12 protein-coding genes and 11 pseudogenes are annotated in these 24,022 nt (G+C 68.2%); 11 read left to right on the forward strand and 12 right to left on the reverse strand.

The genetic code is table 11. The annotated features are described in order from the left end of the window. Window positions 1-130: 130 nt before the first annotated feature. Window positions 131-520 (forward strand): annotated as a pseudogene (locus tag AB0K02_RS31950) (transposase); the annotation flags it as partial. A gap of 123 nt (window positions 521-643) precedes the next feature. Here the strand turns inward: AB0K02_RS31950 and AB0K02_RS31955 are convergent. After that, a pseudogene (locus AB0K02_RS31955) lies at window positions 644-918 on the reverse strand (IS5/IS1182 family transposase); the annotation flags it as partial. A gap of 471 nt (window positions 919-1,389) precedes the next feature. Here AB0K02_RS31955 and AB0K02_RS31960 point away from each other — a divergent pair. Then, on the forward strand, window positions 1,390-1,992 hold the full coding sequence (locus tag AB0K02_RS31960; protein ID WP_365996114.1) for an RNA polymerase sigma factor: 603 nt from the start codon (window positions 1,390-1,392) through the stop codon (window positions 1,990-1,992). 26 nt (window positions 1,993-2,018) lie between these two features. Beyond that, the gene (locus AB0K02_RS31965; RefSeq protein ID WP_365996115.1) at window positions 2,019-2,669 is read left to right on the forward strand and encodes a hypothetical protein; all 651 of its coding nucleotides are present in this window, start codon (window positions 2,019-2,021) and stop codon (window positions 2,667-2,669) included. Window positions 2,670-2,779: 110 nt separating this feature from the next. On the opposite strand, the pseudogene AB0K02_RS31970 reads toward AB0K02_RS31965, so the two are convergent. Next, window positions 2,780-3,754: pseudogene (locus AB0K02_RS31970) on the reverse strand (site-specific integrase). Between the two features lie 414 nt (window positions 3,755-4,168). Next, window positions 4,169-4,379 (reverse strand): annotated as a pseudogene (locus tag AB0K02_RS31975) (transposase domain-containing protein); the annotation flags it as partial. Between the two features lie 1,379 nt (window positions 4,380-5,758). On the opposite strand from AB0K02_RS31975, the gene AB0K02_RS31980 reads away from it, so the two are divergent. Next, window positions 5,759-6,127, forward strand: a complete 369-nt coding sequence (locus tag AB0K02_RS31980) for a hypothetical protein (RefSeq protein WP_365996116.1) — start codon at window positions 5,759-5,761, stop codon at window positions 6,125-6,127. Window positions 6,128-6,553: 426 nt separating this feature from the next. Here AB0K02_RS31980 and AB0K02_RS31985 read toward each other — a convergent pair whose 3' ends face one another. From AB0K02_RS31985 to AB0K02_RS32005, 5 genes and pseudogenes are all read right to left on the reverse strand, one after another. After that, window positions 6,554-9,208, reverse strand: coding sequence for a LuxR C-terminal-related transcriptional regulator (locus AB0K02_RS31985; RefSeq protein WP_365996117.1), 2,655 nt, complete (start codon window positions 9,206-9,208; stop codon window positions 6,554-6,556). Between the two features lie 491 nt (window positions 9,209-9,699). Next, window positions 9,700-9,874, reverse strand: a pseudogene (locus AB0K02_RS31990) (MerR family transcriptional regulator); the annotation flags it as partial. Window positions 9,875-10,022: 148 nt separating this feature from the next. Further along, entirely contained in the window at window positions 10,023-13,049 is a 3,027-nt protein-coding gene (locus AB0K02_RS31995; RefSeq protein WP_365996136.1) for a LuxR C-terminal-related transcriptional regulator, read from the reverse strand. A 50-nt stretch (window positions 13,050-13,099) separates the two neighbouring features. After that, window positions 13,100-13,543 carry a protein-tyrosine phosphatase family protein gene (locus tag AB0K02_RS32000; RefSeq protein ID WP_365996118.1) on the reverse strand — a complete coding sequence of 148 codons (444 nt, stop codon included), beginning with the start codon at window positions 13,541-13,543 and terminating at the stop codon, window positions 13,100-13,102. Continuing rightward, window positions 13,540-14,130, reverse strand: a complete 591-nt coding sequence (locus AB0K02_RS32005; RefSeq protein ID WP_365996119.1) for a CGNR zinc finger domain-containing protein — start codon at window positions 14,128-14,130, stop codon at window positions 13,540-13,542. Before AB0K02_RS32005 ends, AB0K02_RS32000 begins: the two co-directional genes overlap by 4 nt. Before the next feature lie 192 nt (window positions 14,131-14,322). Here AB0K02_RS32005 and AB0K02_RS32010 point away from each other — a divergent pair. The 3 genes and pseudogenes from AB0K02_RS32010 (at window position 14,323) to AB0K02_RS32020 (ending at window position 16,658) form a co-directional block, all read left to right on the forward strand. After that, window positions 14,323-14,981 (forward strand): annotated as a pseudogene (locus AB0K02_RS32010) (AraC family ligand binding domain-containing protein). A 117-nt stretch (window positions 14,982-15,098) separates the two neighbouring features. Continuing rightward, complete coding sequence (locus AB0K02_RS32015; protein ID WP_365996120.1) at window positions 15,099-15,434, forward strand: HGxxPAAW family protein; 336 nt, start codon at window positions 15,099-15,101, stop codon at window positions 15,432-15,434. Between the two features lie 150 nt (window positions 15,435-15,584). Next, window positions 15,585-16,658 carry an alcohol dehydrogenase catalytic domain-containing protein gene (locus AB0K02_RS32020; protein ID WP_365996121.1) on the forward strand — a complete coding sequence of 358 codons (1,074 nt, stop codon included), beginning with the start codon at window positions 15,585-15,587 and terminating at the stop codon, window positions 16,656-16,658. Between the two features lie 45 nt (window positions 16,659-16,703). On the opposite strand, the pseudogene AB0K02_RS32025 reads toward AB0K02_RS32020, so the two are convergent. Next, a pseudogene (locus AB0K02_RS32025) lies at window positions 16,704-16,880 on the reverse strand (IS5/IS1182 family transposase); the annotation flags it as partial. Between the two features lie 216 nt (window positions 16,881-17,096). Here AB0K02_RS32025 and AB0K02_RS32030 point away from each other — a divergent pair. The 4 genes and pseudogenes from AB0K02_RS32030 (at window position 17,097) to AB0K02_RS32045 (ending at window position 20,120) form a co-directional block, all read left to right on the forward strand. Beyond that, entirely contained in the window at window positions 17,097-17,639 is a 543-nt protein-coding gene (locus AB0K02_RS32030; RefSeq protein WP_365996122.1) for a GNAT family protein, read from the forward strand. A gap of 217 nt (window positions 17,640-17,856) precedes the next feature. Continuing rightward, window positions 17,857-19,094: pseudogene (locus tag AB0K02_RS32035) on the forward strand (IS701 family transposase). Between the two features lie 36 nt (window positions 19,095-19,130). Continuing rightward, window positions 19,131-19,459, forward strand: a pseudogene (locus AB0K02_RS32040) (NIPSNAP family protein). Window positions 19,460-19,799: 340 nt separating this feature from the next. Then, window positions 19,800-20,120 (forward strand): annotated as a pseudogene (locus tag AB0K02_RS32045) (VOC family protein). Between the two features lie 119 nt (window positions 20,121-20,239). On the opposite strand, the gene AB0K02_RS32050 reads toward AB0K02_RS32045, so the two are convergent. The 3 genes and pseudogenes from AB0K02_RS32050 to AB0K02_RS32060 form a co-directional block, all read right to left on the reverse strand. Beyond that, window positions 20,240-20,482 (reverse strand): hypothetical protein, encoded by a 243-nt coding sequence (locus tag AB0K02_RS32050; protein ID WP_365996123.1) that lies wholly within the window; start codon window positions 20,480-20,482, stop codon window positions 20,240-20,242. A gap of 231 nt (window positions 20,483-20,713) precedes the next feature. Continuing rightward, window positions 20,714-20,917: pseudogene (locus AB0K02_RS32055) on the reverse strand (restriction endonuclease); the annotation flags it as partial. 1,650 nt (window positions 20,918-22,567) lie between these two features. Next, entirely contained in the window at window positions 22,568-24,019 is a 1,452-nt protein-coding gene (locus AB0K02_RS32060) for an aminotransferase class V-fold PLP-dependent enzyme (protein WP_365996124.1), read from the reverse strand. Window positions 24,020-24,022: the final 3 nt, after the last annotated feature.

Here is a 24,022-nt window from a genome sequence, read left to right on the forward strand (position 1 = left end):
AGGCAGCAGAGTGCCGAATCCCGAACCTCAGCACCTCAGGAACCCTGCACGTTCATCCGTACGCGGCCATGCACGTTCACGTGTACGCCGACACCATGTGATGGACGCTGGTCGCAGCCGAGGTCGGACCCTGACCTGGCGCAAGGGCTCGAAGGCGGCGATGAGCTCGCACTTCGTGCTCCTGCGGGTCCGCCTCGCGGGCCGCCGCCCGAAGCCGGCCGCGGACGGGACGATCCCGCTGGTCTGGCTGATCGCGCAGTGGCCCGAGGGTGAGGCGGAGCCGGTGAAGTACTGGATCTCGAACCTGCCCGCCGACATCCCCGCCAAGGATCTCGTCCGTCTGGCGAAAGCCCGGTGGCGGATCGAGCACGACTACCGCGAGCTGAAGACCGCCCTGGGGCTGGACCACTTCGAGGGCCGCTCGTTCATCGGCCGGCACCGGCACGTCACCCTGGTCACCGCCGCCCACCTGTTCCTGACCGAGCAGCGGAGCAGCCCAAAAGCCCCTGCCAGGGCCTGACTCTCTACCAGGCCCTGGACCTCCTCCAGCACCTCATCGCCACCTGGACCGGCACCTGCCCCACCTGCCGGCAAACCGTGCCATGGCAGCCCTACGACACCACCTAACAAAGCACTACTAGCCGACCGGCGCCTTCTCGACGGTGCCGCCGGCGGTCTCGGCGACCTGGTCGAGCAGGCGATGCCCGCGGCGTTGTCGTGCGCGCTCGCGGCCAGCATGCTGACGACGATGACCAGGCCGAGCACCACGGCCAGGCCCCGCTTGCGGTCCGGCACCCGTTTCGCGGCGTCACGGCCGGTCGTGGAGGCGGGGACCCGGCGGCCAGGTGGCCACTCTGCGTGTCCAGCATCATCAGGGTCGGGGTCCTCTAATCGGCGGGCCCGCTCACGGACCTGGCACCATTCTTTCCAGCTGCCCCCTGCCCGGAGGTCTGCGACCGCTGCGGGACAGGAACGCGAACGAGAGTTAAGGAACCCGGTTCCTGCTGCCATGACTGGAGCGTCTGTGCAGGTCCTGAGCTTTCGCACAACAGCAGACGAAGGGGCGTTCAGCAAGATTTGGCGCTCGACTCTGCGGAACGGGCGTGCGGCCCTGGTGTCAGAGCCGGCTACGCCTGCCACCCTGCATACCGAAATAATCGTTGCCGCAGCGGCATAGATGACCTGCGGCCAGCGGGCTGGCAGTCGTTCTTGCGTGCGATACCGAGGCGCGCCCTGTGGCCAACTGAATCGCCAGTCCTGGCACAGCACGACAAAGGCAGTGCCCCACGCCACCAGCTGCCGCAGAACGTCTTCGAAGCCGACGTGTAACGCACTGGCCGTGAAGCGACAAGAGGAAGTGAAAGGGACGGGGAGAAAGAAGGAGTCGATGTGAGACACCCGCCAGGCGGTTACCAGGTAGCGCGGATCGGTGAGGATCCAGAGGCGTTCGAGGCGTTCTATCGCGAGCACGTGCAGACGATGCTGCGGTACGCGGCCCGGCGCAGCCGTGATCCGTTTGCCGCGGCTGATCTGGTGGCCGACGTGTTCCTGGCGGCAATCTCGGCGGCTTCCGGTTACCGGGAGGAACTGGGCAGTCCTGTGGCGTGGCTGCACGGCATCGCGCGGAACGTGGCTGCGGCCGAGGACCGCAGGGCGGCCCGTTTGTCCGCGGCCGAGAGCCGGATATCCGGTCATCGGCTGCTGGAGAACGACGACATCGCCCGGCTGGAAGAACGCATCGACGCCGAACAGGCCTGCCACGGCCTGTTGGACGCGATGGCCACGCTGCCGGCGGGCCAGCGGGCCGTGCTCGAGTTGGTCGCGGTCGACGGCCTGACCATCGCCGAGGCCGCCGCCGCGTTGGAAATCAAGGCGGTGGCTGCCCGCGTCAGGCTCCACCGCGCCCGCAGCGCCATGCGGCGCGCGTTGTCCGCGCAGACAGCCCCAGACTCCACTCCGTCCCTTGCGCCCCCACTGGAGGTCACCCCATGAACCCCGGACGCTTCGAGGAGCGATTGATGCATGAGCTGAAGAACCACGTCGAACAGCGAGCACACGACGCGGCAGCTGCGGAGGAAGCCGCGCGCCGCTCCGGGCGGGCCGGCCGCAGGGGGTGGGTCCCGGTCGGGCTGACCGCCGGCCTCGCTGCCTCGGTCGCCGCCGCCGTTCTCGTTGTGAACCCGGGCGGTGGTGGCGGGTCGGCCGTCGCCGGCGATGACTCCTCGCCCAAGACTGATAGCTCCCTCAACCGGATCTCCACCGTCGCCTACACCCTGCAACGGGAGCCTTCCGGCGAGGTCAAGATCATCACCGGAAGGACTGAAGGCAAGATAAACGTTGAAGGCTTTCAGCGTGACCTGGCCCGCATGGGCGTGCGTGCCAAAGTCATCGTGACCGACCCCAACTGCCCCCCAGCGGCAACCGACGATGAAACTGCCAGCTCCTCCACGCCGAAGTCTGGTAAGCCCATTCCCGCCGATCCCGGCGGCAAGCTCGACAAGGCCATCCGATCGGAGGTCGAGCACGGCAAGGACGTGGTCTACATCAGCCCCAAGGGAATCCCCGCCGATGAAACACTGACCTTCCTCTTTAATGACCCCAAGCAGGTCTCCGGCTACTCCGTTTCACTGTGGCCCGGCAACGGCCCCGAGTGCATCCACGGATCCTGACAGCGGGGCCGGAAGCAGTCGTAGTGCCATTCTGCTGGTGGTTTCCTCCCTCATAGGCACGGAACCACCAGCAGACCAAACAGAACCGTTCTGCACTATCACAATGCAGTTCAGCGTCGGCTATCGCCCGGGGCGAGCAGGCTGGTCACCTCGGCGATCGCCTCTGGAGACGGCTTGAAGTACCGGCGCAGGTCTCCGGCTTCTTGTGCCGGGACTTGGCCATCAGCATCAGCAGGCCCGCCCCCGCCTCGCCGAGGTGGGTCAGCGCAGAGTGGCGGTACTCGTGCAGGTCCCAGCCCGTGCCGGGCCCACGCAGCGCGGTGTGATCGTCCAGCAGGACGCGGGCCTGCCCGTACGACAGCTTGCCGAGCCCGGTATCCGGGCACACGTCACGCGGGCTGACGACCTTGCCCGGCCCCGGGCGGCGATCGGTGACAAACACGGGCCCGCGGGGTACGGCCCTTCAACAGCCGCGGCCGGAGCCGGCGGTGCCGGCGTCCCAGTACAAGGTCTCCTGCACGTAGTCCTCACGGACCTGGCCGCGACGGCAAAGCTTGCCCCGGGCGCCCTTCGCCTTCACCCGCAACGGCGCCCGGCGAAGTCCAGGTCCTCGATGTTGACGACCAGGATCTCCTCCGCCCGTCCCGAAGTCTCGTGGAGCATCCGCCACAGCGTCTTCTCCCGCAAGTGCACCTCCCAGCGGGCGATCAGCCGATCAATCGCCATCTTCGAGCGGACTGGAGTTTCGGAGTCCGGCACCGCCAGCCGCTTCGCCCGGGCGGGGACCGACGGCCCCTCGTATCCCCGCTCGCGGCACCAACCGAGCCAGGACAGCACCGCAGCCCGGCAGGAGTTCCTGGTGTGTTGACCGTCGTCCTGCCCCAGAGCAGGTCGAGGACCTCGCCGATCTCGTCGTCCGCAATCGACGCCAGCAGTCTGCCCTGACCAATCCACTCGGCGGTCTTGCCCACCCCGATCCCGTAGTTCCGGACCGTGTTCGGGTTGTCGAGCGAACCAAGGAACACGTCGGCCGCCGCCCGGACGGTCAACGCCTTCCCGGTTGGCAGCTGCACGACGGTGGGCACCACTCTTCCTTGCCGCAGACAAGAGGGTCGCTTCGCGCAGCGCTGGAGAACGTCACCGCAGGTGACGCAACAAGCTCCCACGGATATTGGGGTGTTACCTGTGCTGGTCCCGCCGCCGACGCGCCGTCAGCCGCCCACCAGCTCCGACGGAGGCTTAGCGCACGATCTGACAGCGATGTTCCTCAGACCCCGACCACGGCAGACACCGGCTGTTCGCTCTGCTAGCGAGCGGTGGTTGTGCGGACCCTTTCCCGCAGCATCCTCATCACCCTTACGAAGAGCCAGCGTTGCAGGACGAATCTCCCTCGCCAACCGGGTCACCACCTGCCGGTGACAGGGCCGTCAGCCGCACCTGAGGATGGCCGGGCGGGTGGTGTGGACACCATGCCTGCTGAAATGGGTGACGTTGGTCGAGCTGTCGGCCACCTCAGGACAGGTCCCGTCCCAGGCTGGCCACCAGCCGCAGACCCCGCCAGAACACTCCCATCGTGTCCGCTGTGCCCAGCGGGCCCCATAACCGGTCGAAGAGCAGGGCCAGCGGTGCTGCCCCCAGTCGGCGCCGGGCCTGCCGCAACGCGGCCGTCGACGGATCGGGAAGCGACGGCCCCGGCAGTCCGGCCGTCAACCTGGCCCTGGACGAGGCCAGGAATCCTGTGGTCATGGAGCTGGAACTCATAGAGCCGAATCTTTTCTCCTCGGGGACCGACCCCAGGGGTTGGAGCGATTCGTCGACGCCGCGGCGACAGGAGATGTGCCGGGCCCGTCCGGTCACGGAACGCGATGTCCTTCCGACTCAAGACCAGGCAGCTCGCGGCGCACCGTCCACACACCACGAGGGAGGGTGATCCGACCGCAGGCAGGCATGTCCTTGCCTCGAACCCCCAGGACGCGCGCACAAGACAGTGGGGTGAATGCACCCCGCGTGAACTCCCAAGCGCTTTCAAGCAGGGCGCGTTGCCGCGTACAGGCACTGAAGGGCGCAGTGGCGGCGTCGGGCCGGACAGAGTCGCACCCGCTCGGTTGACGCCGAGGAACCCGCGGGCGTGCTTCAGCTGTCATCGCGCGGATACGCCATGACTGTGATTCATTGACGATACGTCAATTCGGTGCACAGCGATGCCTGATGTGAGCAACAAGTACTCTCGCCCCCTCGGAGACGGCCCCGATAGTTTCAGGGCAATCGAGATCGCCGGGCGACGACAGCCGAGCGCACTGCGAACTCCGGCGTAGCGTCCGCGGAAGAGAGCCCCGCGCCTAATTCGTTTCTCTGATCGAAGGGAATGACGTGACTTCTTCAACCCGACGTCGGCTTGCTTCCTCGCTCATCGTTTCCGCCCTTGCCACGACAGCGCTGTCAGGTCCACCGGAACCGCCAATGCTGCGGTGTCCTGCCCGGCTCGGGAGAACCTGAAGCCGGCGCTGAGCACGCGGGTTTGCATAGACGGGGCCAACACCTATAGCAAGAAGTGCTCGGTCGAGGTCAGGAACACGACCGACTCTCACTACTTTCTCAGGCAGGATGTACGTGCAGGTGTACCCCCTGACCGATTATTCGTACTACGACACAATGGCGTACCGGTTCGGCCCGTTCCAGATGACGAACTGGATCTTCTGACACGGCGCAACGCGGCGGTCCGGCGGGACCCGGCCCGGCTCTCCGCAACAGCCAACGGGCCTGCTGCGGCTCCTCGCCCAGGGCGCGCCCGGGACGCGGAAGCGCGGTCATCCCGGCCCGTCACTGTCTGCGGCAGCGGGTCCACACGGAACGTCACGATCACGCTTCCGAACGGGGTGCACAGCGATTGCCTTCGCCCGGTGGGAGCAGGAGACCGCCCTCAGCAGAGTCTCCGCCGCCCCCACGCGCGACAGGACCGTGTACCCGGACGTCACTCCGGTGTGCGCCAACGGGCAGCGGGCCTGCTGCTTCCGGCCTGGACAGCCCCCACGGACAGGCGCGGGCGACCCCGCGCCGCTCAAGAAGAAATCACAACGACAGGAGACATCATGCGCACGTTCGCGCAGAGGACCGGCATCGCACTCACCACCGCGGCCATCGCCCTGGGCGGAGTGGTCGCCACGGCTCCGGCCGCTTCCGCCGCGGCCCCGGGGACCCGTGTCTTCAAGCCGTACTACGGACTTACCTGCGACCTGTGGACCACCACGACGCTCGGGTACACGCGGGGAGCTCCGTCCTGCTGGACCCCCAGCAGCAACCCCTCGTGGAGCAAGTGGCAAGCGAAGGTCACCTGCACCGACGGAAGTGTCTCGTGGAGCAGTGTCGTCAACGGCCCTGCCGGCGCTTGGTCCTCCACGACGGCTGGCTGGTGCTGGGGCGGCGTACGGGACATCAACATCGTCGAGATCCCGATGTAACCGCGCAGCCTGTTGCCACCGCCGGGCCCGTGGCAGCCGCAAGCCTTCCGTCCGGCCGCCGTGCACACACCGAGCACGGCGGCCGGATCGCTTCAGGCCCCGGGGCGCCCAAGGGCGCTCGAGCAAGGCTCCGCCGTGCCCGCCGTGCCCGCCGTGCCCGCCGTGCCCGCCGTTGCAGAACGCCGCAGGCGAACGGCTAGGATGACACGGTGCGGCCGGTCACCCGCCGGGCGCCGACGCATGGGAGTTGACCACCCAGGTCGGATTCGACGCGGACACACCGAGGTCGCTCCGAATGCTGGGCAACGCGATGTTCGTGATCGTGCCGTACCAGCACAACCATCAACCGCCCGCCCGCAATCACGGCAAGGGCAAGGCCCAGATGCAACCCGCCTGGCGACAGGCCGCGGCAGCGCCTGCTGCAGGTCAGCCGTTCAGCCGCTCGACCAGTTCCCGTCGGCTGGTGATGCCGAGCTTGGCGTAGACGCGCTGGAGGTGGTTGTCGACCGTGCGGTTCGACACGCTCAGCCGCGCCGCGATGTCCTTGCTCGTCAGGCCCTTGGACGCGAGGAGCGCGATCTCCCGTTCGCGGCGGGTGAGCGGCACGGTCGCCACGGCCGGCATGAGAAAAGGGGAGAGTGCCCCCTCGCACTTTTCCGCGTTGGCCGCCGAGCGCGCGGCAGCGGCGGCGGAACGACGCGCGTGTCCCCCTCTGCTCCACAGCATCGCGGCAGCGTTCGCCGCTTCGGCCGCCAGCAGGTTTGCTCCCACCGTCTCCAGTTGGTCGGTGACGTCGAGCAGCCGTTCCGCATCCTCGGCGGCCAGAGCCGCGACCAACTCGGCACGCGCCGCGGAGAAGGGCCCATCGCACAGCAGGGCCAGTTCGGCCATCCGGTCCGCAACGTCCTTCGCCCTGCCCATTCTGGCCAGATCGGTGAGCAGGATCACCTCGAACGCGGTTTGGCCTCGCTCCCTGGCATCCCGCCCGGCTGATTCAAGCACTTTGCAGGCGAGCTCCAGCTCGCCGCGGGCGGCATGCAGCCATGCGTCCCCGAGCCGTTCCTCGGGTATGTACACCGAACGAGCCACACGGGCATGCTCCACCAGCGCCGCTTCCGCCGAGGAGGCATCGCCGAGCAGCGCGGCGGACGCCGCCACGCCGCACAGCGCCAGAGTCCGGCCGATCATGGTTCCGGGACGGCTGGCCCGGGCGACTTCGGCGTACCAGCGGCGTGCCGACCCAGGACACCCCGCCAGCCAGTAGTTCCGGCCCAGGTGGAAGGCCAGCAGCATGCGCTGCGGGGCCGCGGGCACGTCACCCAGCTCGGCGAACGTCCGCGCGGCCAGGGACCGGGCCTCGGCCAACCGCCCGCTCTCCGTCAGCGCCAGGACCAGTACCGACTTGACCGCCGCATCGTCCGTGGCCATCGCGAACTTGTCGACACTGGTGGCGGCACACACCTCCACGGCGCGCTCCGCCCAGACGGTCCCCTCCGCCCCCCTGCCAAGGAAGGTGAGCGCAGCCGCCTTCCCCGTCGCGGCCATGAGCCACAGCTGCACGTCGGGGGCCTGTGCCGCATCGGTCTCCACGTCATCGAGGAGGGCCAGGCTACCCGCGAAGTCGCCCACGCTGACACGGATGGCCGCCTCGTTGGTCCTGAGCACACGCAGGCCGAACGGGCTGACCACCCGGTCGCGAGCGCAGTCGTTGGCGGCGAGCGCGACGTGAAGAGGCGCTCCTTCACCCCAGATCAGGTTCTGCGTGCGCAAGAGTGCCACCGCCAGTGCTTCCGGCTCGCTCTCGGCCAGGGTGTCGGCGGCGGCAAGGACTGCCTTCGACTGTCCGCAATTCCCTTCCGCGTGCAGCGCTTTCCCGAGCAGGAGCAGCTCGCCGAGGGTGCGGCCCTCCTCGGGTACGGCGCGGAGGAACTCCAGCGCGCGGGAGTGGTCTCGGGCGTACAGGGCCAGGGCTGCTGCCTGGGCGAGCAGCACGCGGTCGGCGGTGCCCGTGGCCGCCAGTTGATAGGAAGCCAGCTGCATCGCGTCCTCTCTGCGGCGGGCCCCCGTCTTCTCCAACACGGAGGCCTGGTGCAGCAGAATCTCCCGGCGGCGCACAGCAGTCATGTCGGCCCGGAGTACCTCTCCGTACAGGGGGTGGGCCAGGCGCAGCGATGTGCGCCGCCTGTCCTGCAAGGCGGTGACAAGCCCGGAGTCTTCCAGTTCATGGAGGATCTCTGCCCCTGCGTCGGACTCCAGATGCGCCAAGGACATGGGTTCGCAGAGCGCCAGGGTGTCGAGCACCTGGCGGCCGGTTGCGGTGGTGGCCGCCAGCCGGTGCCGGATCAGGTCGGTCAGCTGTCGAGTGACATGCAGCTTGTCGGTCGCGGCCAGCTCCCAGATCTCCCCGTCGCTGGCGAGGGTTCCGGCAGCGAGCGCGCCCTGTACCAGCTCGCGCAGGAAGAGCGGATTGCCGCCGCTCACGGCGTACATCTGGTAACTTGACTTCATGTTGACGGGCCCTTCGAGCACTCGCTGAAGCAGCGTGTCGACCTCCTGCCATCCGAACTGGTCCAGTTCCACCTGATGCACCGCGTCCCCACGCCCCAGGGCGGCCACCGCGTCACTGCGGGACTCGCCCGTACGTACCGTGGCCAGAAGGAAGATCACGCGAGCGTCCATCAGTTGCCGCAGCAGAATCGTGGAGGTCGTGTCCAGCAGTTGCAGGTCGTCGATCATCACCACCACTGGGGACCGTTGCCCCGATGTACCCGCCATCAGCCGGCGCACCGTTGCGAAAGCCGAGACCGGCTCCGACAGATCTACTCCGTCGGGCAGCAGGTGGGCGATGGCACCGAGCGGTATCTGCGCCGCCGCGGCAGTGGCCACCGCGCTGCCGGTCGGGCGACCGGCCTGCGCCGCCCGGGCGAGGCACTCCTGGGCCAGCCGGGACTTGCCCACTCCGGCGGTGCCGTGGATGAGGAAGCCGGTGTACTCCGGGTCGGCCACCACCTGGTCGAACGCCGCGAGCTGGGGTGCGCGCCCCACCAGCGGCCACTGCCGTAGCAAGGCATTCACGTTCATCGTCGCTCCCCCTGTGGGCATCTTCCTGTCCGCGCCGAGCCAGTATGAGCTCAGTGACGGGCTCGTCATCCATCGCTTTTCCCGGCGCCCGGCAGCGCCGGTTCACGATGCTGACCCGTTCACGTCCGATCCACTGCTCCCGGTTCCAGCGCGGCCGTGAGCCCCGGGCACGGAGCCGGCGCCTCGCGACGGCCTCGGGCCTCCGGGCTGCATCAGCGCTTTGAGTATCACCCATGCACTTCGGCTCCGTGTCCCGCTCCGGGCTCGGCGTCGTCCACCCTGACTGCAGAGTGGCCGCTCCCGCTCCGTCGCCGCTTCCCGTCGGGGACCACAGGGCAGCCAAACCGACGACTGGGCACAGGGCGCCACCGCCCGGCGCGGGCCGGCCCTGTTCGCGTACAGCTACGGCGAAACTTGGGGCTGTCGGAGGCGCACGCGGTGCCGGTGCCCCAGCGACCTGACCGGGGCGGACGAGAGGCGGCCGGAGTGTTCTGCTCCGGGCGAGCGCCCAGGGTGGCGGCGAAGTCCTCGGCCCAGGGCCAGCTCGACCCGCAGCCTTTCCATCTGCTCGGCGGCGGCCCGCTCGTAGGTTCGTACGCGTTCCAGGAGGGCCTCCCGCTCGTCGGCGTCGAGTCCGGTGCCGGCGTCGAGGCGGTCGGTGGCGTCCCAGGAGGGTGTGGCGGCAACACTCCTGCCAGGCGTCGGAGGAGTCGATCGCGTACATCTCGTCGGTCGGCTTCAGGTAGTAGCCGGTGCCGTAGTACCTGAAGCGGTCCGGGTCCGAGAGGTTCTTGCCGGTCTGCGCCCGACCGCGTCAGCTCGGACGACCGGGGTGAAGGAGATCGAGTGCTGAAGGCAGTTGGCTGCGGCGCGTGATGCCGAGTTTCCGGTAGATGTGCTGCAGGTGATTGTCGACGGTTCGGACGGACAGCACGAGGTGCTTGGCAATCTCCTGGCTCTGTACGCCGCGTGACGCCAGGAGGGCGATCTCACGCTGGCGCGCGGTGAGCGGTTCAGCACCGGCAGCCCCCGCCAAGCCGGGGCTGCAGGCCCCTTGGCAATGCGCCCGCAGGGAGGCCGAGACTGTCGCCGCTCGGGCGGCGCGCCGGCCGTCTCCCTTCCGGGCGTGGCCGTGTGCTGCTGCCGCGGCGGCTTCGGCCGCGAGAAGAAAGGCCCCGGTCTCCCGTAGTTCTTCGACGACCTGGTCGAGTGCGACGGCGTCCTGTGTGGCCAGCGCGGTCGCGAAACTCGACCGGACGGCGGCGAAACGTCCGTCGGACTGCGCCGCCAGTACGCGAAGGCGCGCGTGGACTCGGTCTGCTGCCCCGAGGCGGGCAGCCTCCGTGAGGAGCAGCATCTCGGACGTGACGTATCCCATGGCTCGTGCCTGATCGGCGGCCTCCAGCAGTACCTCCTGGGCAGGCTGCACAAGTCCCTGTGACGCCAGGATCCAGGCCTCACCGAGACGGTCCTCACCACTGAGGAACGGGAATCTCGGATAGCTGTCGAACCCGTCGAGGGCGTTTCGGGCGCCCGCCTCATCCCCCAGGACGGCGGATGCAGCGGCAAGGCCCGACGCCGCCAGTCTGAGAATGATCGGTACCGGCTCGCTCCTGGCCAGAGCCAGGCTCTCCGCATACCAGCGCCGGGCATCCGCCGGTCGACCCGCCAGCCAATGGGTGCGGGCCAGGCCCCAGGCCAGCCAGACACCGGGCTGTTTCGCCCCCGCGCCCACAGCCGCTTGATGACCTCTTTCGGCGGTCGCTCGCGCCGACTGCAGGTCGCCCGATGCGGCATGGGCAAGAGCCAAGGCCGACAGTGCGGCCGAATGGTGCTGGATGACGATGTGCTCACTGGCCCGCAGGTGCTCCTCATGGACCCGCTGACCCAGTTCTACCGCCTCGGCGGTTCGGCCGACCGTGGCAAGCCCAAGCACCTTCATGCCCAGGCCGTACAACCGGACCCGGTCATCGGCCGCATCGCCGATGTCCTCCAGCTGCTGGAGTCCCTGGTCGGGCATGCCGGCAAGGACGCGCATCGCGCCCTCGTTGACCCCCAGCGCCGCTCGCAGCGCGACGTCGCCCGTCCGCGTCCTCGCCTCGAGGTTGACGGCGAGTGCCTTGGGAAGATCGCAGGTGCCCCAACAAAGGTTCTGGGTCCGTTCAATGGTGACGGCGGTGCGTTCCTCGTCGGAGACCGCCACGGCATAGGCATGGGCGAGTGTCCTCTCGGCCTGCTCGTACCGACCGAGTTGGTAGAGTGCCTCCCCCCTCAACAGGCGCGTGTCGATCGTCTGATGGCCGTCGGGGACGGCGTCGAGCAAACCCAGAACCTGGTGGTAGTCGTGGCCGTGACGCGCCAGGCCGGCCGCATGGACGAGAAGGCCGGGGTCGGCGGGCAGTCCTGCGGAGATCTGCCAGGTAGCGATGCGGAGCACGTCGCTCTGGCGGCGAGCACCGAACGCCAGAACACGTTCGATGTGACGGCTCAAGATGCGCCGTTGGCGCAGGACAGGAATCCTCCTCCGCACGACCTCGGCGTAGAGCGGGTGAGCGAGTTCGACCATGATGCGTCGGTCCACCATCTGCACCCGGATGAAGCCAGTGCGCTCGAGGGTTTCGAGCGCCTCGTCGTCCGGTGCCTCGAGCTCCCCGACGCCGACGGGCCCGACGAGCGAGAGCAGTTCCACGAGGCGCAAGCAGGCCGACGGCAGGACGGACACGCGCGTCTGGATCTCCTGGGTCAGGCAAGCGGTCGCCGCGACCGGGCCCGTCAGGCGCCACACATGGTCCTCGCTGATCAAATCGCCCTGCTCAACGGCGCCTATGACCAGCTCGCGAAGGAACAGCGGATTGCCTTCTCCGGCCTCCTGGAGGGCGATGACGGTGCGCCTTTCGACCACCCCGCCCAGGACCGCCGACAGCACCGTCTCGGTGGCGGTGCTGTCCAGCGGCGGCACGTTGATACGGAGAAGACCGTCTGCTCGATCGATTGCGGCGACGGCGTCAGGTGCCGGGACGTGGTCGCGGGCGGTCGCCACGAGGAAGACGGATGCCGCATCCAACAGCTGGGACACCAGCATCGCCGAGGTCGCGTCGAGTAGATGGACGTCATCGATCAGCAGCAGGAACCGACGCCCGCCGCCTGGCCGAAAGGACGAGGTCGCGGCACGAAACACCGCCGGAGGGTCGGACAGGTCAACACCGGAAGGAAGCAGATGCGCGAATGCTCCCAGAGGAACGGAAGCGGCGGCCGCGCTCGCTTTCATGCGCGCGCCCGACCATCCTGCGTCCACGGCCCGATCCCAGCATTCCCGAGCAAGCCGGGACTTTCCGACTCCCGCCGGACCCAGCATGAGCACGCCGCGCATTCCGCTGATCCGCACGGTGGCGTCGAAGGCGCCCAACTCCTTCTCGCGACCCACAAATGGCCACGGCAATCCCAAAGAGGCACTAAGAGAAGAGGGATACATTCCTAAACCTTGGAAAGGCGTCATGGGTGACCAGCAGGGAGAAGACTTCGCCCAGGAGGCCGACCACTTCGATGTACGCGGCCATCGGCGGATCAGAATCGGCAACGCTATGGGGCTCGCGGGGCGGGTGGACAGTTTCTCGGTGCGGTCAATGACACGACCCAGAACGAGTCCGCCCATGTCGGCCATCGTGGCACGGTCGGGTTCCAGGGGGAAGTGGTGCATGGGGCATCCAGTGGGGAGGGAAGTGGTACGGCGACGGCATCCGGCCCGTCGGCCGGGACCCGCCGCAGCGTCCTCGATGCGGAGAAGGAATGACTTCCTCGTCCATGTAGCCCATCGTCGCAGACCACCCGAGAGGGCCAACATTGCCTGGTACGGCACCAGCAGCCCCCTAGCGGCCCCCGCGTGCTGTGAAATCAGTCGGCCGGGAACCGAGCCACCCAACGGCGTTGCCACAGTGTCTCGACGGCCCGGTGGTGATGGTGCCTGCGCGTCCACGCAACAGCGTCCGCCGACGACACCCCCGCCAGGGTGGCCAGGCAGGCGATGACGGTTCCGGTGCGGCCGATGCCGCCCCCGCAGGCGACTTCGACGGCTGCGCCGGCCCGTGCCCGCTCGTGCAGCGCGTGGATATGTCGCACGGCCAGGTCGCGGTCGCGCGGCAGCAGGAAGTCGGGCCACTCGATCCAGGCGCACTCCCACGCCAGCCCTATCTCGTGGCGGCGGCGCAGTCGGCTGGATCCCAGGTAGAGGCCGAAGTCGGGCACGAGTCCGGCCGGTAGTGGGTGGCGCAGGCCGCGCCCGCGGACCCAGGAGCCGTCCGGGAGTTGGAGGGCGCCCGGCAGTGGTGCGTTGCTCATCGAGCCTCACATCCTTCCCGCTGCCGGCGGCGGTGGCGGGCGGCCTTCAATCGGTTGCCGCACCGGTCGGGCGTGCAGTAGCGGCGGCGTCCAGCCCGGGTGGTGTCGGCGAACACGCCGCGGCAGCCGGGGGCGGCGCAGTTACGGAAACGCTCGTGACCGAGCGTGCGGACAACGCCGAGGAGGCCGATGGCCAAGAACGCCGCCAGCTCATCGGCGAGCGGTGCGCCCGCCGCGGTCGCCACGTACCACTGCCATCGGCCTTCGCCATCGCGTCGCAGCACCGGTCCCGGGACGGCGCGTCCGACCAGCACGGCCGCGCCCGCGACGGCCTCGTCGGCCGTGACGGTCTCCATGATCGCGCGCAGTTCCCGGCGCAGCAGGTGCACTTGGGTGAGGTCTTCGCCGGTCGGCGACTGTCCGTCCGTCACAGCGTCAGGTCGAAGGTCATGCCTGCTCAGAAAGACTGTCAGCGCGTCGGCGTCCGGCAGCGCTTCTCCGGTAGTCGTCTGCACGGTGGGTGAGGTGCAGACCAGCTCGGTCGCGACCGCCGCACCCCTGGCGTAGTCGATGAGGGAGAACTCCATCTTGTCCTCTCTACGCAGTAACCCCTATGGAGAAACTATACCGGTTACTTGCTGACTGCGGGCGTCACCGTTCCCGGCCTACCCGGCCGATGACAGGGAGTCGATCTTGGTGTCAAACGTGCAGGAGCGTTGTCGGTCGTCATGCTCCGAGACTGCCGACCGCCCTGCCGCAACGTCTTGTACATTCCTTGCATGGTGACCCGGCAGCAGGTTTCCGCGTGGCGCCCGCGGGTCCCGGGTGTGGTGGAGGTCTTCCCCGCCCACTTCACCGAGCACGCGCACCCGATGCACGTGCACGACGTATGGACACTGCTCGTCGTCAACGACGGCGTGGTCCGCTCCGACCTGAACCGCCACGAGCGCGGTACCCCGAACGACACGGTTCCCTACTCCCGCCGCGGGTGCCGCACAACGGCTTACCCGAACGACCTCGTCGGCTCCCTCCTGCGCCGACGTATCGGACACCTGCACACCGCACTCGCGGAAAGGGGCGACGAACTGGAAGCGCAAAGCCGCCTCACGCCCATCCGTGAACGGCTGCGCAACCACCTGCGGCCACGGCTTGTCTGCCCGCCTGCCGGTGACCCATCGCGGTATAGCCCACAGCCTGCGGGAACTCCTCGACGAACGGCTGCTCCAAGGGGTGACCCTGGACGGGGCCGCGAAGCTGCCGAACGACACCCCACGCACCTGGTACGGGCGTTCAGCGGCGCCTTCGGCGCGATGGGCAGCCACCCGGAGAAGTGGCGGCCGCGGCCGGCTTCTCTGACCAGTCGCATCTGAGTCGGCATTTCAATCAGCGGGGAAGTTCTTGTACCCGCTCCTGCGCCCTGGCTCTCGTCCGTGAGTGAGTAGTTCCTACTCAAGCGCTGAGAGCTTCCAGGGGTCCAAGCTCTCCATCGACGTACGAGCTGCGGCTCACCGGCAAGGCTTTGGGAGTATTGATGAGCGCACATGGTGATGTAGACATGGGTCACACGGTGGCTGGGTGGACCGGACCCTCCATCGCAACGATGGGGTTCAGCGTCGCTGGCCTTGGCATCGTCGCTGTATCCGGCCCTGTGAGCGCCGCGGGCGTCGCGGTCATCGCCCTGTCCGTGATCATCACCTGGGTTCTTCATCTGGCCGGTTGGGGCAAGCCGAGCGGCCCTCGTCCGGCTGACCAGTGGGACTGGCGCGTAAAGGACCTCACTGCTTGTCGAGGGCACCTTGACTGCGTCGGCTTCCGGACAGCCGGACGGCGGGCAGCGGCGGCTGCTGAAGTCGGTAGGCCGGTGCCCGAGACGGTCGGCGCCCAGCCGTAGAGCAGTGCTCTGGCCTCCGCAGCCCTCAACGTGGGGGCAGCGTCGGTGGATGATCACACAGCAGTACTTGAGTAGCTGATAATGCATGTGGATCCTGGGCACCCTGTGGCGCACAGCCACGAGCGGGGCCAACCGTGGGGAGCAGCGCGTATGCAGGCTTTGGTTTTCGACGCTTTCGGCCAGGAGCTCTCGATCCGTGAGGTGCCCGACCCTGCCCCCTCCCCTGTCGGGGCAGTGATCAAGGTCGAGGCGGCAGGGCTGTGCCGAAGCGATTGGTACGGCTGGCAAGGCCACGACCAGGACATTCGCTTCCTCCCGCATGTACCAGGACATGAGCTGGCAGGGGTGGTCGAGGCGGTGGGCTCTCAGGTCTCGAGATGGCGGCCTGGGGACCGGGTCACCGTGCCGTTCGTGTGTGCGTGCGGGAGCTGCGGCGCGTGCGCGGCTGGAGAGCAGCAGGTGTGCGAGCGGCAGACTCAGCCGGGGTTCCATCAGTGGGGCTCGTTCGCGGAGTATGCGGCAATCGAGCACGCCGATGTCAACCTGGTCAGGCTGCCGACGGCGATGGAGTTCACGGCTGCGGCGGGCCTGGGATGCCAATTCGCCACCGCCTTCCGCGCCGTGGTCCAGGTCGGCGCGGTTCGACCGGGTGAGTGGGTGGTGGTCCACGGATGTGACGGGATCGGGCTCTCGGCTGTCATGATCGCCGTGGCCGCCGGGGCCAGGGTGGTCGCGGTGGACAGCGGTGTCGAGGCACTGTCCATCGCCGAGCGACTGGGCGCTGCCGAAGTGCACCGGATGCCTGCGAGTGGTGCGGCACCCGGCAGCACCCGTGGCGTCCCTGAGGCCGTTGATGAGGTCGCCGCCGCGGTCCGGGACATCACAGGAGGGGGAGCCCACCTGTCGATCGACGCCATGGGCCACGCCTTCAGTACCGAGCTGGGGATCGGAAGCCTCCGACGGCGCGGACGGCATGTCCAGGTGCGGGCCGCCGGCGGGCTCACCAGGCTGTCGATGAACCGTGTGCTGGCGTACGAGCTGGTCGTTTCGGGCAGCCACGGCATGGCCGCGCATGCGTATCCCGCAATGATGGACATGGCGGCGGCTGGCATTCTGCGGCCGGATCTGCTGGTCACCAGGACTGTCGGTCTGGACGAGGCCGGACTTGCCCTGGCCGAGATCGGCTCCGTACCCGGCATCACGGTAATTCTCCCCCACGGCTAATATCGCATCAGGCGTGGTTCGCGTAGGAGGGGATCAGCGCTTCTAGTCGTAGCCCTCGTCGGCTTGGAGCTTGGCCGGTCGGCGTCTGCGGCGCCCGGGTCCTGAGCGGATCGGGGGGTATGCCGCGGACGAGGACTAGGGGGCCTGGCTGTCGTGCAGGTTCGCGCCCGAGACGCCGATCGAGAGGGGCGGACCGGTCCGCTCGGTGATCAAGTGGATCTCGAGCCGCCGTGCCCGTAACACCACCGTCCAACACCCGCCCCCGAGCACCCGAACCACCCCGATGAAGAACAGGAAACTGCTCGAAGCGCACGGCATCATCATCCCGCCCCCCAACAAGATCAAGACGACGTGTTTCTAATAAATCGTTTGCAGCAGTTCCGTTGCGAGGGTAACGCCCTTGATGCATGACATCCGGACTCTGGATAGGATTAGCACTTGAACTCTTCAGACATCTTGATTGAAACTCTGCGATTGCGCCTCCGGAAACTCCGGGATGATGACGCCGATGCACTCTCCGAATACCGATCCCACCCAGAGGTTGCTCGATATCAGGGCTGGTCATCCCCCGTGTCGCGCGAAGCGGCAGCATCCGATATCAGAGAATATGGGGGAACCGATCCGTCCGCCCCTGGATGGTTTATTTTTGCCATCGAAATCAAAACTGAAGGTCTACTGGTGGGAGAAGTAGGCGTTCGCTTGCATGACAACAAGATGCAGGCCGACATGGGCTACAGCCTGGATCCCTCGCATCAAGGAATGGGGCTTGCGACAGAAGCAGTAACTGCCGTCGTTAGCAGCTATTTCGAACGAGGCGTGCGCCGAATATCCGCAGATTGCGACGCGCGGAATATTCGATCGGTCGCGCTCCTCGAGCGAGTCGGATTCCGGTTTGAAGGCCTTCGCGTAGCAAACCGTTACGCCAAAGGCGAATGGATAGATGAGCTATTCTTTGGATTGCTCTCTGAACGCCGCTCTTAGGTTGGAGTGTCCGTCGGTGGATCTCAACCTGTTCCGCGCCGCGAAACGACCAGGTCAGCTAGTACTCCAACTGTAGATCGTGATCTTGCTGGTCGGGGTCAGTGCGGGAACGTGTACGGCCACCGTTGATCATCGGTGTGTGAAGACAGAAGATCAGGCGGTGGCCGCAGGTCACAGCATAGGTCCTGCCCGGTGGCAGGGCATGTTCGAGGCCCTGATGGGCCGCATCGCGGGCGCTTTGCGCGGGTCGAATCGCGTTGCCAGGCACGGCAGTTGATCCTCGGGTGGATGTCGGACCTGCCGCGCAAGAACTGCTGGACGCTTGCCGAGCACGCCGGACTCGCGTCCCCGGACGGTCTGCAGCACCTGTTGCCCCGGGCCAAGTGGGACGCCGACGCGGACCGCGACGACCTCCGCGGTTTCGTCGTCGAGCACCTGCGGGACGACGACGCGGTGCTGGTCGTCGACGAGACCGGCGACCTGAAGAAGGGCACGCACACAGTCGGTGTCCAGCGCCAGTACACCGGCACCGCCGGACGCATCGAAAACAGCCAGGTCGCCGCCTACCTCGCCTGCTCGACCCCACTCGGGCACGCGGCGATCGACCGGGAACTGTATGTCCCCCGCTCCTGGACCCAGGACCTGGCCCGCTGCCAGGCCGCCGGGATTCCTGACACCGTGGGCTTCGCCACGAAGCCCCAACTCGCCGCACGCATGATCGGCCGCGCACTGGATGCCGGGGTTACCGTCTCCTGGGTGGCAGGCGACGAGGTCTACGGGGGCAACCCGCACCTGCGGACCGCGTTGGAGCAATGGCAGCTCGGCTACGTCCTCGCGGTTGCCGGCGAACACCAGATCACCACCCGTGCGGGCACGTTCCGCGCCGATGCCCTGGTCAAGAAGCTTCCGAAGCGGGCCTGGCAGAAGCTGTCCGCGGGAGCTGGAGCCAAAGGCCACCGCCTTTACGACTGGGCCCTGGCCGACATCGCCGACGACCGTCCCGGTCACCGCCATCTGCTTGTCCGACGCAACCGGAGTACCGGTGAACTCGCCTTCTACCGCTGCTACTCAGCGAACCGAGTGCCGCTGTCCACCCTGGTGCGAGTGGCCGGCCGCAGATGGACGGTCGAGGAGACCTTCCAGTCCGGCAAGGGCCTGGCCGGACTGGACGAACACCAGGTCAGACGCTGGACCTCCTGGCACCGTTGGGTCACCCTCGCGTTGCTCGCCCACGCCTTCCTCGCCGCAGCCGCGGCCGCCGAACGTGCTCAGGACCCAGCCCCCGACGACCTGATCCCGCTGACCTGCAACGAGATCCAGGATCTGTTCACGACACTCGTTGTCCGGCCTGTTCTCGACTCGGCACACCGGCTGCACTGGTCGGTCTGGCGCCGTCGCCACCAAGCCCGCGCCCGCGCAAGCCACTACTACCGCCAAGTGGCCCTCCAACTATGAAGAACGTGCACCCACCAGGCAAGGCAGAATATTCACATGATCACTTGTCACCTGCGCTACGAGATCGACCCCAGCCAGACTGCCGCGTTCGAGACGACGTGACGGGGTGGATCCCGATCGTCACTCGCTTCGGCGGCACGCACCACGGCTGCTTCCTGCCGCACGAAGGAGCCAACGACATCGCCTACGCCCTGTTCTCCTTCCCCAGCCTGGCTGCCTACGAGGACTACCGTGCTGCCATCCGGCAGGATCCTGAGGCTCAGCAGCTCTGGCAGCTGAGCACGGAGACCCGCTGCATCCGCCGCTTCGACCGGACCTTCCTGCGCCCGGCAGTGCAACCGTCAGGCGGCGTTGAGACCGCATAACCCGCCCGCAGGCAGGTCTCCCTGACCGTCACTGTTCCGCAAAGTTCATTACGCCGTAATACGTAGGTGCGAGATGCCGCCGAACAGCATCCACGATGGCGACTATTGCGGCGCAATAGCAATCCCACATGTCCTACCCAAATACTGTAGGCAGGGCGAGGTTCTGACCTGCGGTGCATTCGGTTGAGTGGGACAGGTCGGCGGTCGGTGTCCCGCTCAACCGTAGGCAGCCGTCTCTGGGGTGTTGTCGCGGAAGTTCACCGATCGGCCCGGAGATGTCATGCCCCTGCAGATGAAGTTGGGCGCGATGACACTCGACTGCCCCGATCGGATGGCCTAGGTGGCGTTCTGTCAGCAGGCCACCGGCCTCGAACCCCACCCGAAGTCGGCCGCCGACTTCGGGTGGGGTTCAACGTGAGGACGGACTCGTCCTCGGTTTTCAACGGGTCGACGGCTACCGGGCTCCGCGCTGGCCCCTGACCAGACCGTTCCCCAGCAGCTTCACATCTGCTTCAAGGCCGAGGAGAACTTGGAGGAGGCCGAGGCCCGGCTGCCAGAGCTGGGTAGGGGCAAGCCGGATCACCAGCCTCATGAGGCTGCCAGGGCGCGGGTAGCTGGTCCGCGCCCTCAAGCACCCCGGCCACCCGCTGACCATGGCTGAGCCTCGTCGACGTCCTCGGCCGCGACTCGCTCACCGCGTACGAGCAGCTCGCCCTGGTCGGCGAGTTGCGCGACCGGGGCGAGAAGCGCCCCACCAGCGAGGCAACGGCCGTGGTCCGCTCAGGCGTCATGGTGCTGCTGCAGCGCGAGCTCGGGCTGGAGGTCTACCACCTGCGGCAGATCGAGCAGCTGCCCGGCAAGACTCCGGTGGACGTCGCTCGCCGCGAGCGACTGCGCGAGAGCCTGCAGATCCTCTCCGACCACATCGGCCGCCGGACCCGGTGGACCGTCGACGGCGGCCTGCTCAACCGCGGCCACCCGCTGGGTGCGGATGCTCGACACGTCCTCGGTGGTGCTCGACACCGGAACCGCGTCGGTGAGCTGTGCGCCCTGTGCCTGGAAGACCTCTCACCCACCTTGGAGGATGTCGCGTCGTACGCCCGCCCCAACTCCCCCACCGTCGTCGAGGTAAGCGAGCGGGTCGTCCGCACCCCAACGCGCGTGAGGCAGCCCACCCGGGCCACCTGGGGCTCGGGCCACCTTCCTCGCCCACCCGCGTCGGGGGGGCGAGGCCCAGGTGCTCATCCCCCGCCCTCGCCGCCGCTCGGCGAAGGCCACGGATGGGCGTGGTGACCTGCCGTTCGTCACGATCACCGCGACGTCCGCCCTGTGGACTTGGCGGGCCGTGCCGTTGAGTGCCTGAAGGTCGGGCGTGCCCATCGCGGAGCCGGCGAGGCCGTTGCGCCTGTGTTTGCACTGGATCACCCAGCGTCGTCCGTAGGGATCGGTGGCTTTCAGTCTGCGGCAGTTCACAGCGGCAGCGTGGCCAGACAGGCTGTACGGCTCCTTCTCGTCGCGGCGGAGAGACCCGTTGGATGGCTCTCGACCTCACGCAGCGTCAGGCGCAGCGACCCAGCCAGTGCGGCCGCGGGCAGGTCGGGGCCCGTGGGTCACGGGCCCGGTGCTGCGCGCCCAGCCGCCGCTCTCGGCCGGGGACATCTGGAGACGCCAGGGGACTTCCAGGGCCGTTTCGGTGGACTGGGGGCGGCGCGGGGGTGCTCAGCTTCCAGGAACGCCCTCTTGGCGACGGCCTGCGGACCGAAATGGACGACGACGTAGGAGCGGAAGGACGGGTCGACGCGTACGAGCCGGGCCGGCGCGACCGCAGTGTCGATCCGGAGGTTCCATTAGCGCGAACGTCAGGTCCATCATGTCGGTCTGGCGGACCAGCGTGACGAACCGCACGGGCACCTTGGCAGCGGACGGTTCCGCGAGGCCGTTCTCCTTCCCCGGGTCTCTGACACCGGCGTAGGCGGCGAGCAGGAGGACTCCTGCGACTCCTCCTGCTCCCAGCACCTTGCGCCGTGTGACTCCGCACTGTGGTCCGTCGGCTCCGTTGACGGTTCCGGCGTCGTCAACGCGGACGGCGTGCTCGGTGCCTCATCGGTTTCCGGCGACAGCCGGGAGTCCTCGGGCTTGTCCCCCGTTGTCATGGATATCCCCGTCGTCGTAGAAGAAGCAGCCTGCTCACCGGCGCGCGGAATCGGTGTCAGGTGCGGGTGAGGGAGCCGCCGGGGGCGCGAGCGCGCATCGCGGGGAGTCGCTCGCCCCTACCCTCGGCGGCAGTACGAGCGCGGCGGCCGGCGCTGGTCTTCGTCAGCTCGTGGACGATACCGGCGGGGTTGCTGACCGTGACGTTGAGTGCGTTGACTGTCCGCAGGTCCAGCCGGTGGTCCGGCCCTGCTTGCACACGGTGCTTGCGACCACGGCGCCCACGGAACCCTTGACCGTGCCGGCCCCCGCCCCGGCCTCCGCCACCGCGGCCGCGGCCGCGGCCGCGGCCGCGAGGCGACCGTCCTCGTCGATCCAGGCACCCGACAGCCGGGTGCCGAGGGACGTGCATCAGACCGTGCGGGCGGCTCCCCGGAGGCGGCTGTGGTGCCCATGACCGCGGATGTGGTCATCGCGAGAGCGGCGACGGCGTTGGCGAGACGGCCTCTGCGGCGCTGCATCAGTTACGTCCCCTGCGAGCGAGGCGCCCGGGACTGGCACCAACGTCCTTGTCGACTCAACAGCCTTGTTTGCAAGACCCGTTGTTGCGAGAGCAGTCGCTACGCTGATCGGGCACGCGGGTCCCACCCCTGCAGAAGTCTACGGTGGCCTCCTGAACAGCGGTGATGCGCTGACCACTTGAGCTCACCACCGTCTGCCGACACCCGGGGCCGTGATCCCAAACCCGCAGGTGGGCGCTTTCGGCAACTCGCGTCGAGAATCAACGTCGATGAACGGTCCGGCCGATTCGACGCTCTGCTACGGGCCGGCAGCCACTACTCTCGGGTGCTTTCTGGCCGCCGGTCGGCGGCTGGAGCGTCACTTCGACGGCGGGGTGCACAGCCGACAGGTCGATGATCCCGGGCCCTCGTCCCCCGGCGGCATCCCGTCCGGGGCCTACCCGCCGACGGCGTGGGAGACGGTGCGGGTGGCCTCGGCAGTGATGAGGTCGCGTGCCTCGATGATGCGGTCGCGGTGAGTGCGGTGGGAGACGAGGCAGATCCGCAGGGTGTAGCGGCCGTCGATGACGGTGCTGGAGAGCACGATGCGCCGGTGGGCGTTGACACGTTCCAGAAGGCGCCGCGTGGCCTCGTCGGCCCGGTCGGCGGCGGACGGGCTGTCGTCCTTGGGACGGATACGGAAGATCACGGTGCTCAGATCCGGCGTCTGAGGAACTTCGAGCCCGGGAACGCGGGACAAGGCCGCGTGGACCTGTTCGGTCAGATCGAGTTTCTCTTCCAGGGCGTCGCGGAAGGCGTCCACGCCGTGCAGGTGCAGGGGAAGCCAGATCCGCAGGCCGCGGATCTCGTGGGTGAGCTCGGGCCCCAGATGGCCGGAGTCGGGTACGCCGCCTGCTGGGCCGATGTCCTGCAGGTAGCTGCCGGAGCCGTCGTGCGCGGCATGCAGGGCGGCGACGTCGCGGACGACCAGGGCGCCGGTTCCGAAGGGCATGAACAGGGTCTTGTGCGGGTCCAGGGTGATCGAGTCGGCCTGCTCGACGCCCGCCAGGCGTTCCTTTCCGCGTGTGGTCAGGCGGAAGAAACCGCCGTAGGCGGCATCGATGTGGAACCACAGGTCCTCGCGCCGGGCAAGGCCGGCGAGTTCCGGAAGGGGGTCGATGGTGCCGGTGTCGGTGGTGCCGGCGGTTCCCACCAGCAGGAACGGGCGCAGGCCCGCCTGCCGGTCCGCGCGGATCAAGGCCGCGGCCGCGTCGGGATCCATCCGCAGGTCGGCCGTGTGCGGGACGAGGCGTATGTGGTCCTTCTTGATGCCGGCGAGCCGGGCGGCCTTGGCCACGGAGTAGTGGGCGAAGGCGGTGGTGTAGACGGTGCCGGTGGCGAGGTCCTCGCCGAGGCAGTCGTAGCGGGCGGCGACGACGGCGGAGAAGGTTGCCATCGACCCGCCACTGGTCAACAGGCCGCCGCTGCCCGAGGGCAGCCCGCACACATCGAGCGCGATCCAGCGCACCACGCTCTCCTCCAGGGCGGCGAAAGCCGATGCTATGGCGGCCAGTCCGCCGTAGCGGTTGACGGCGCGGTTGTAGAACTCGGCGAGCGCGGCGGTGAACAGGCCGCCGCCGGGGATGTGGGCCAGATGCCCGGGCCCGGCGGTCTCCACGGCGCAGTCGGCGGCCTCGTCGAGACGGCCGAGCAGGCTCTTGAGGTCGCCGGGCTGCGCGGGCGGCGGGGCGAGGAAGGACTCCACGAGTGCGGCGGTCGCCGCCTGGGTGAGGGCGCTGGTCGCGGGGCGGGTGGGCAGTTGCTCGGTGCGGTCGATGACACGGTCCAGGACGAGTCCGCCCATCTCGGTCATCGCGGCGCGGTCCGGTTCGAGGGGAAAGGGGTGCATGGG

This window comes from Streptomyces sp. NPDC049597 (assembly GCF_040675505.1).
In the GTDB taxonomy this organism is placed as follows: domain Bacteria; phylum Actinomycetota; class Actinomycetes; order Streptomycetales; family Streptomycetaceae; genus Streptomyces.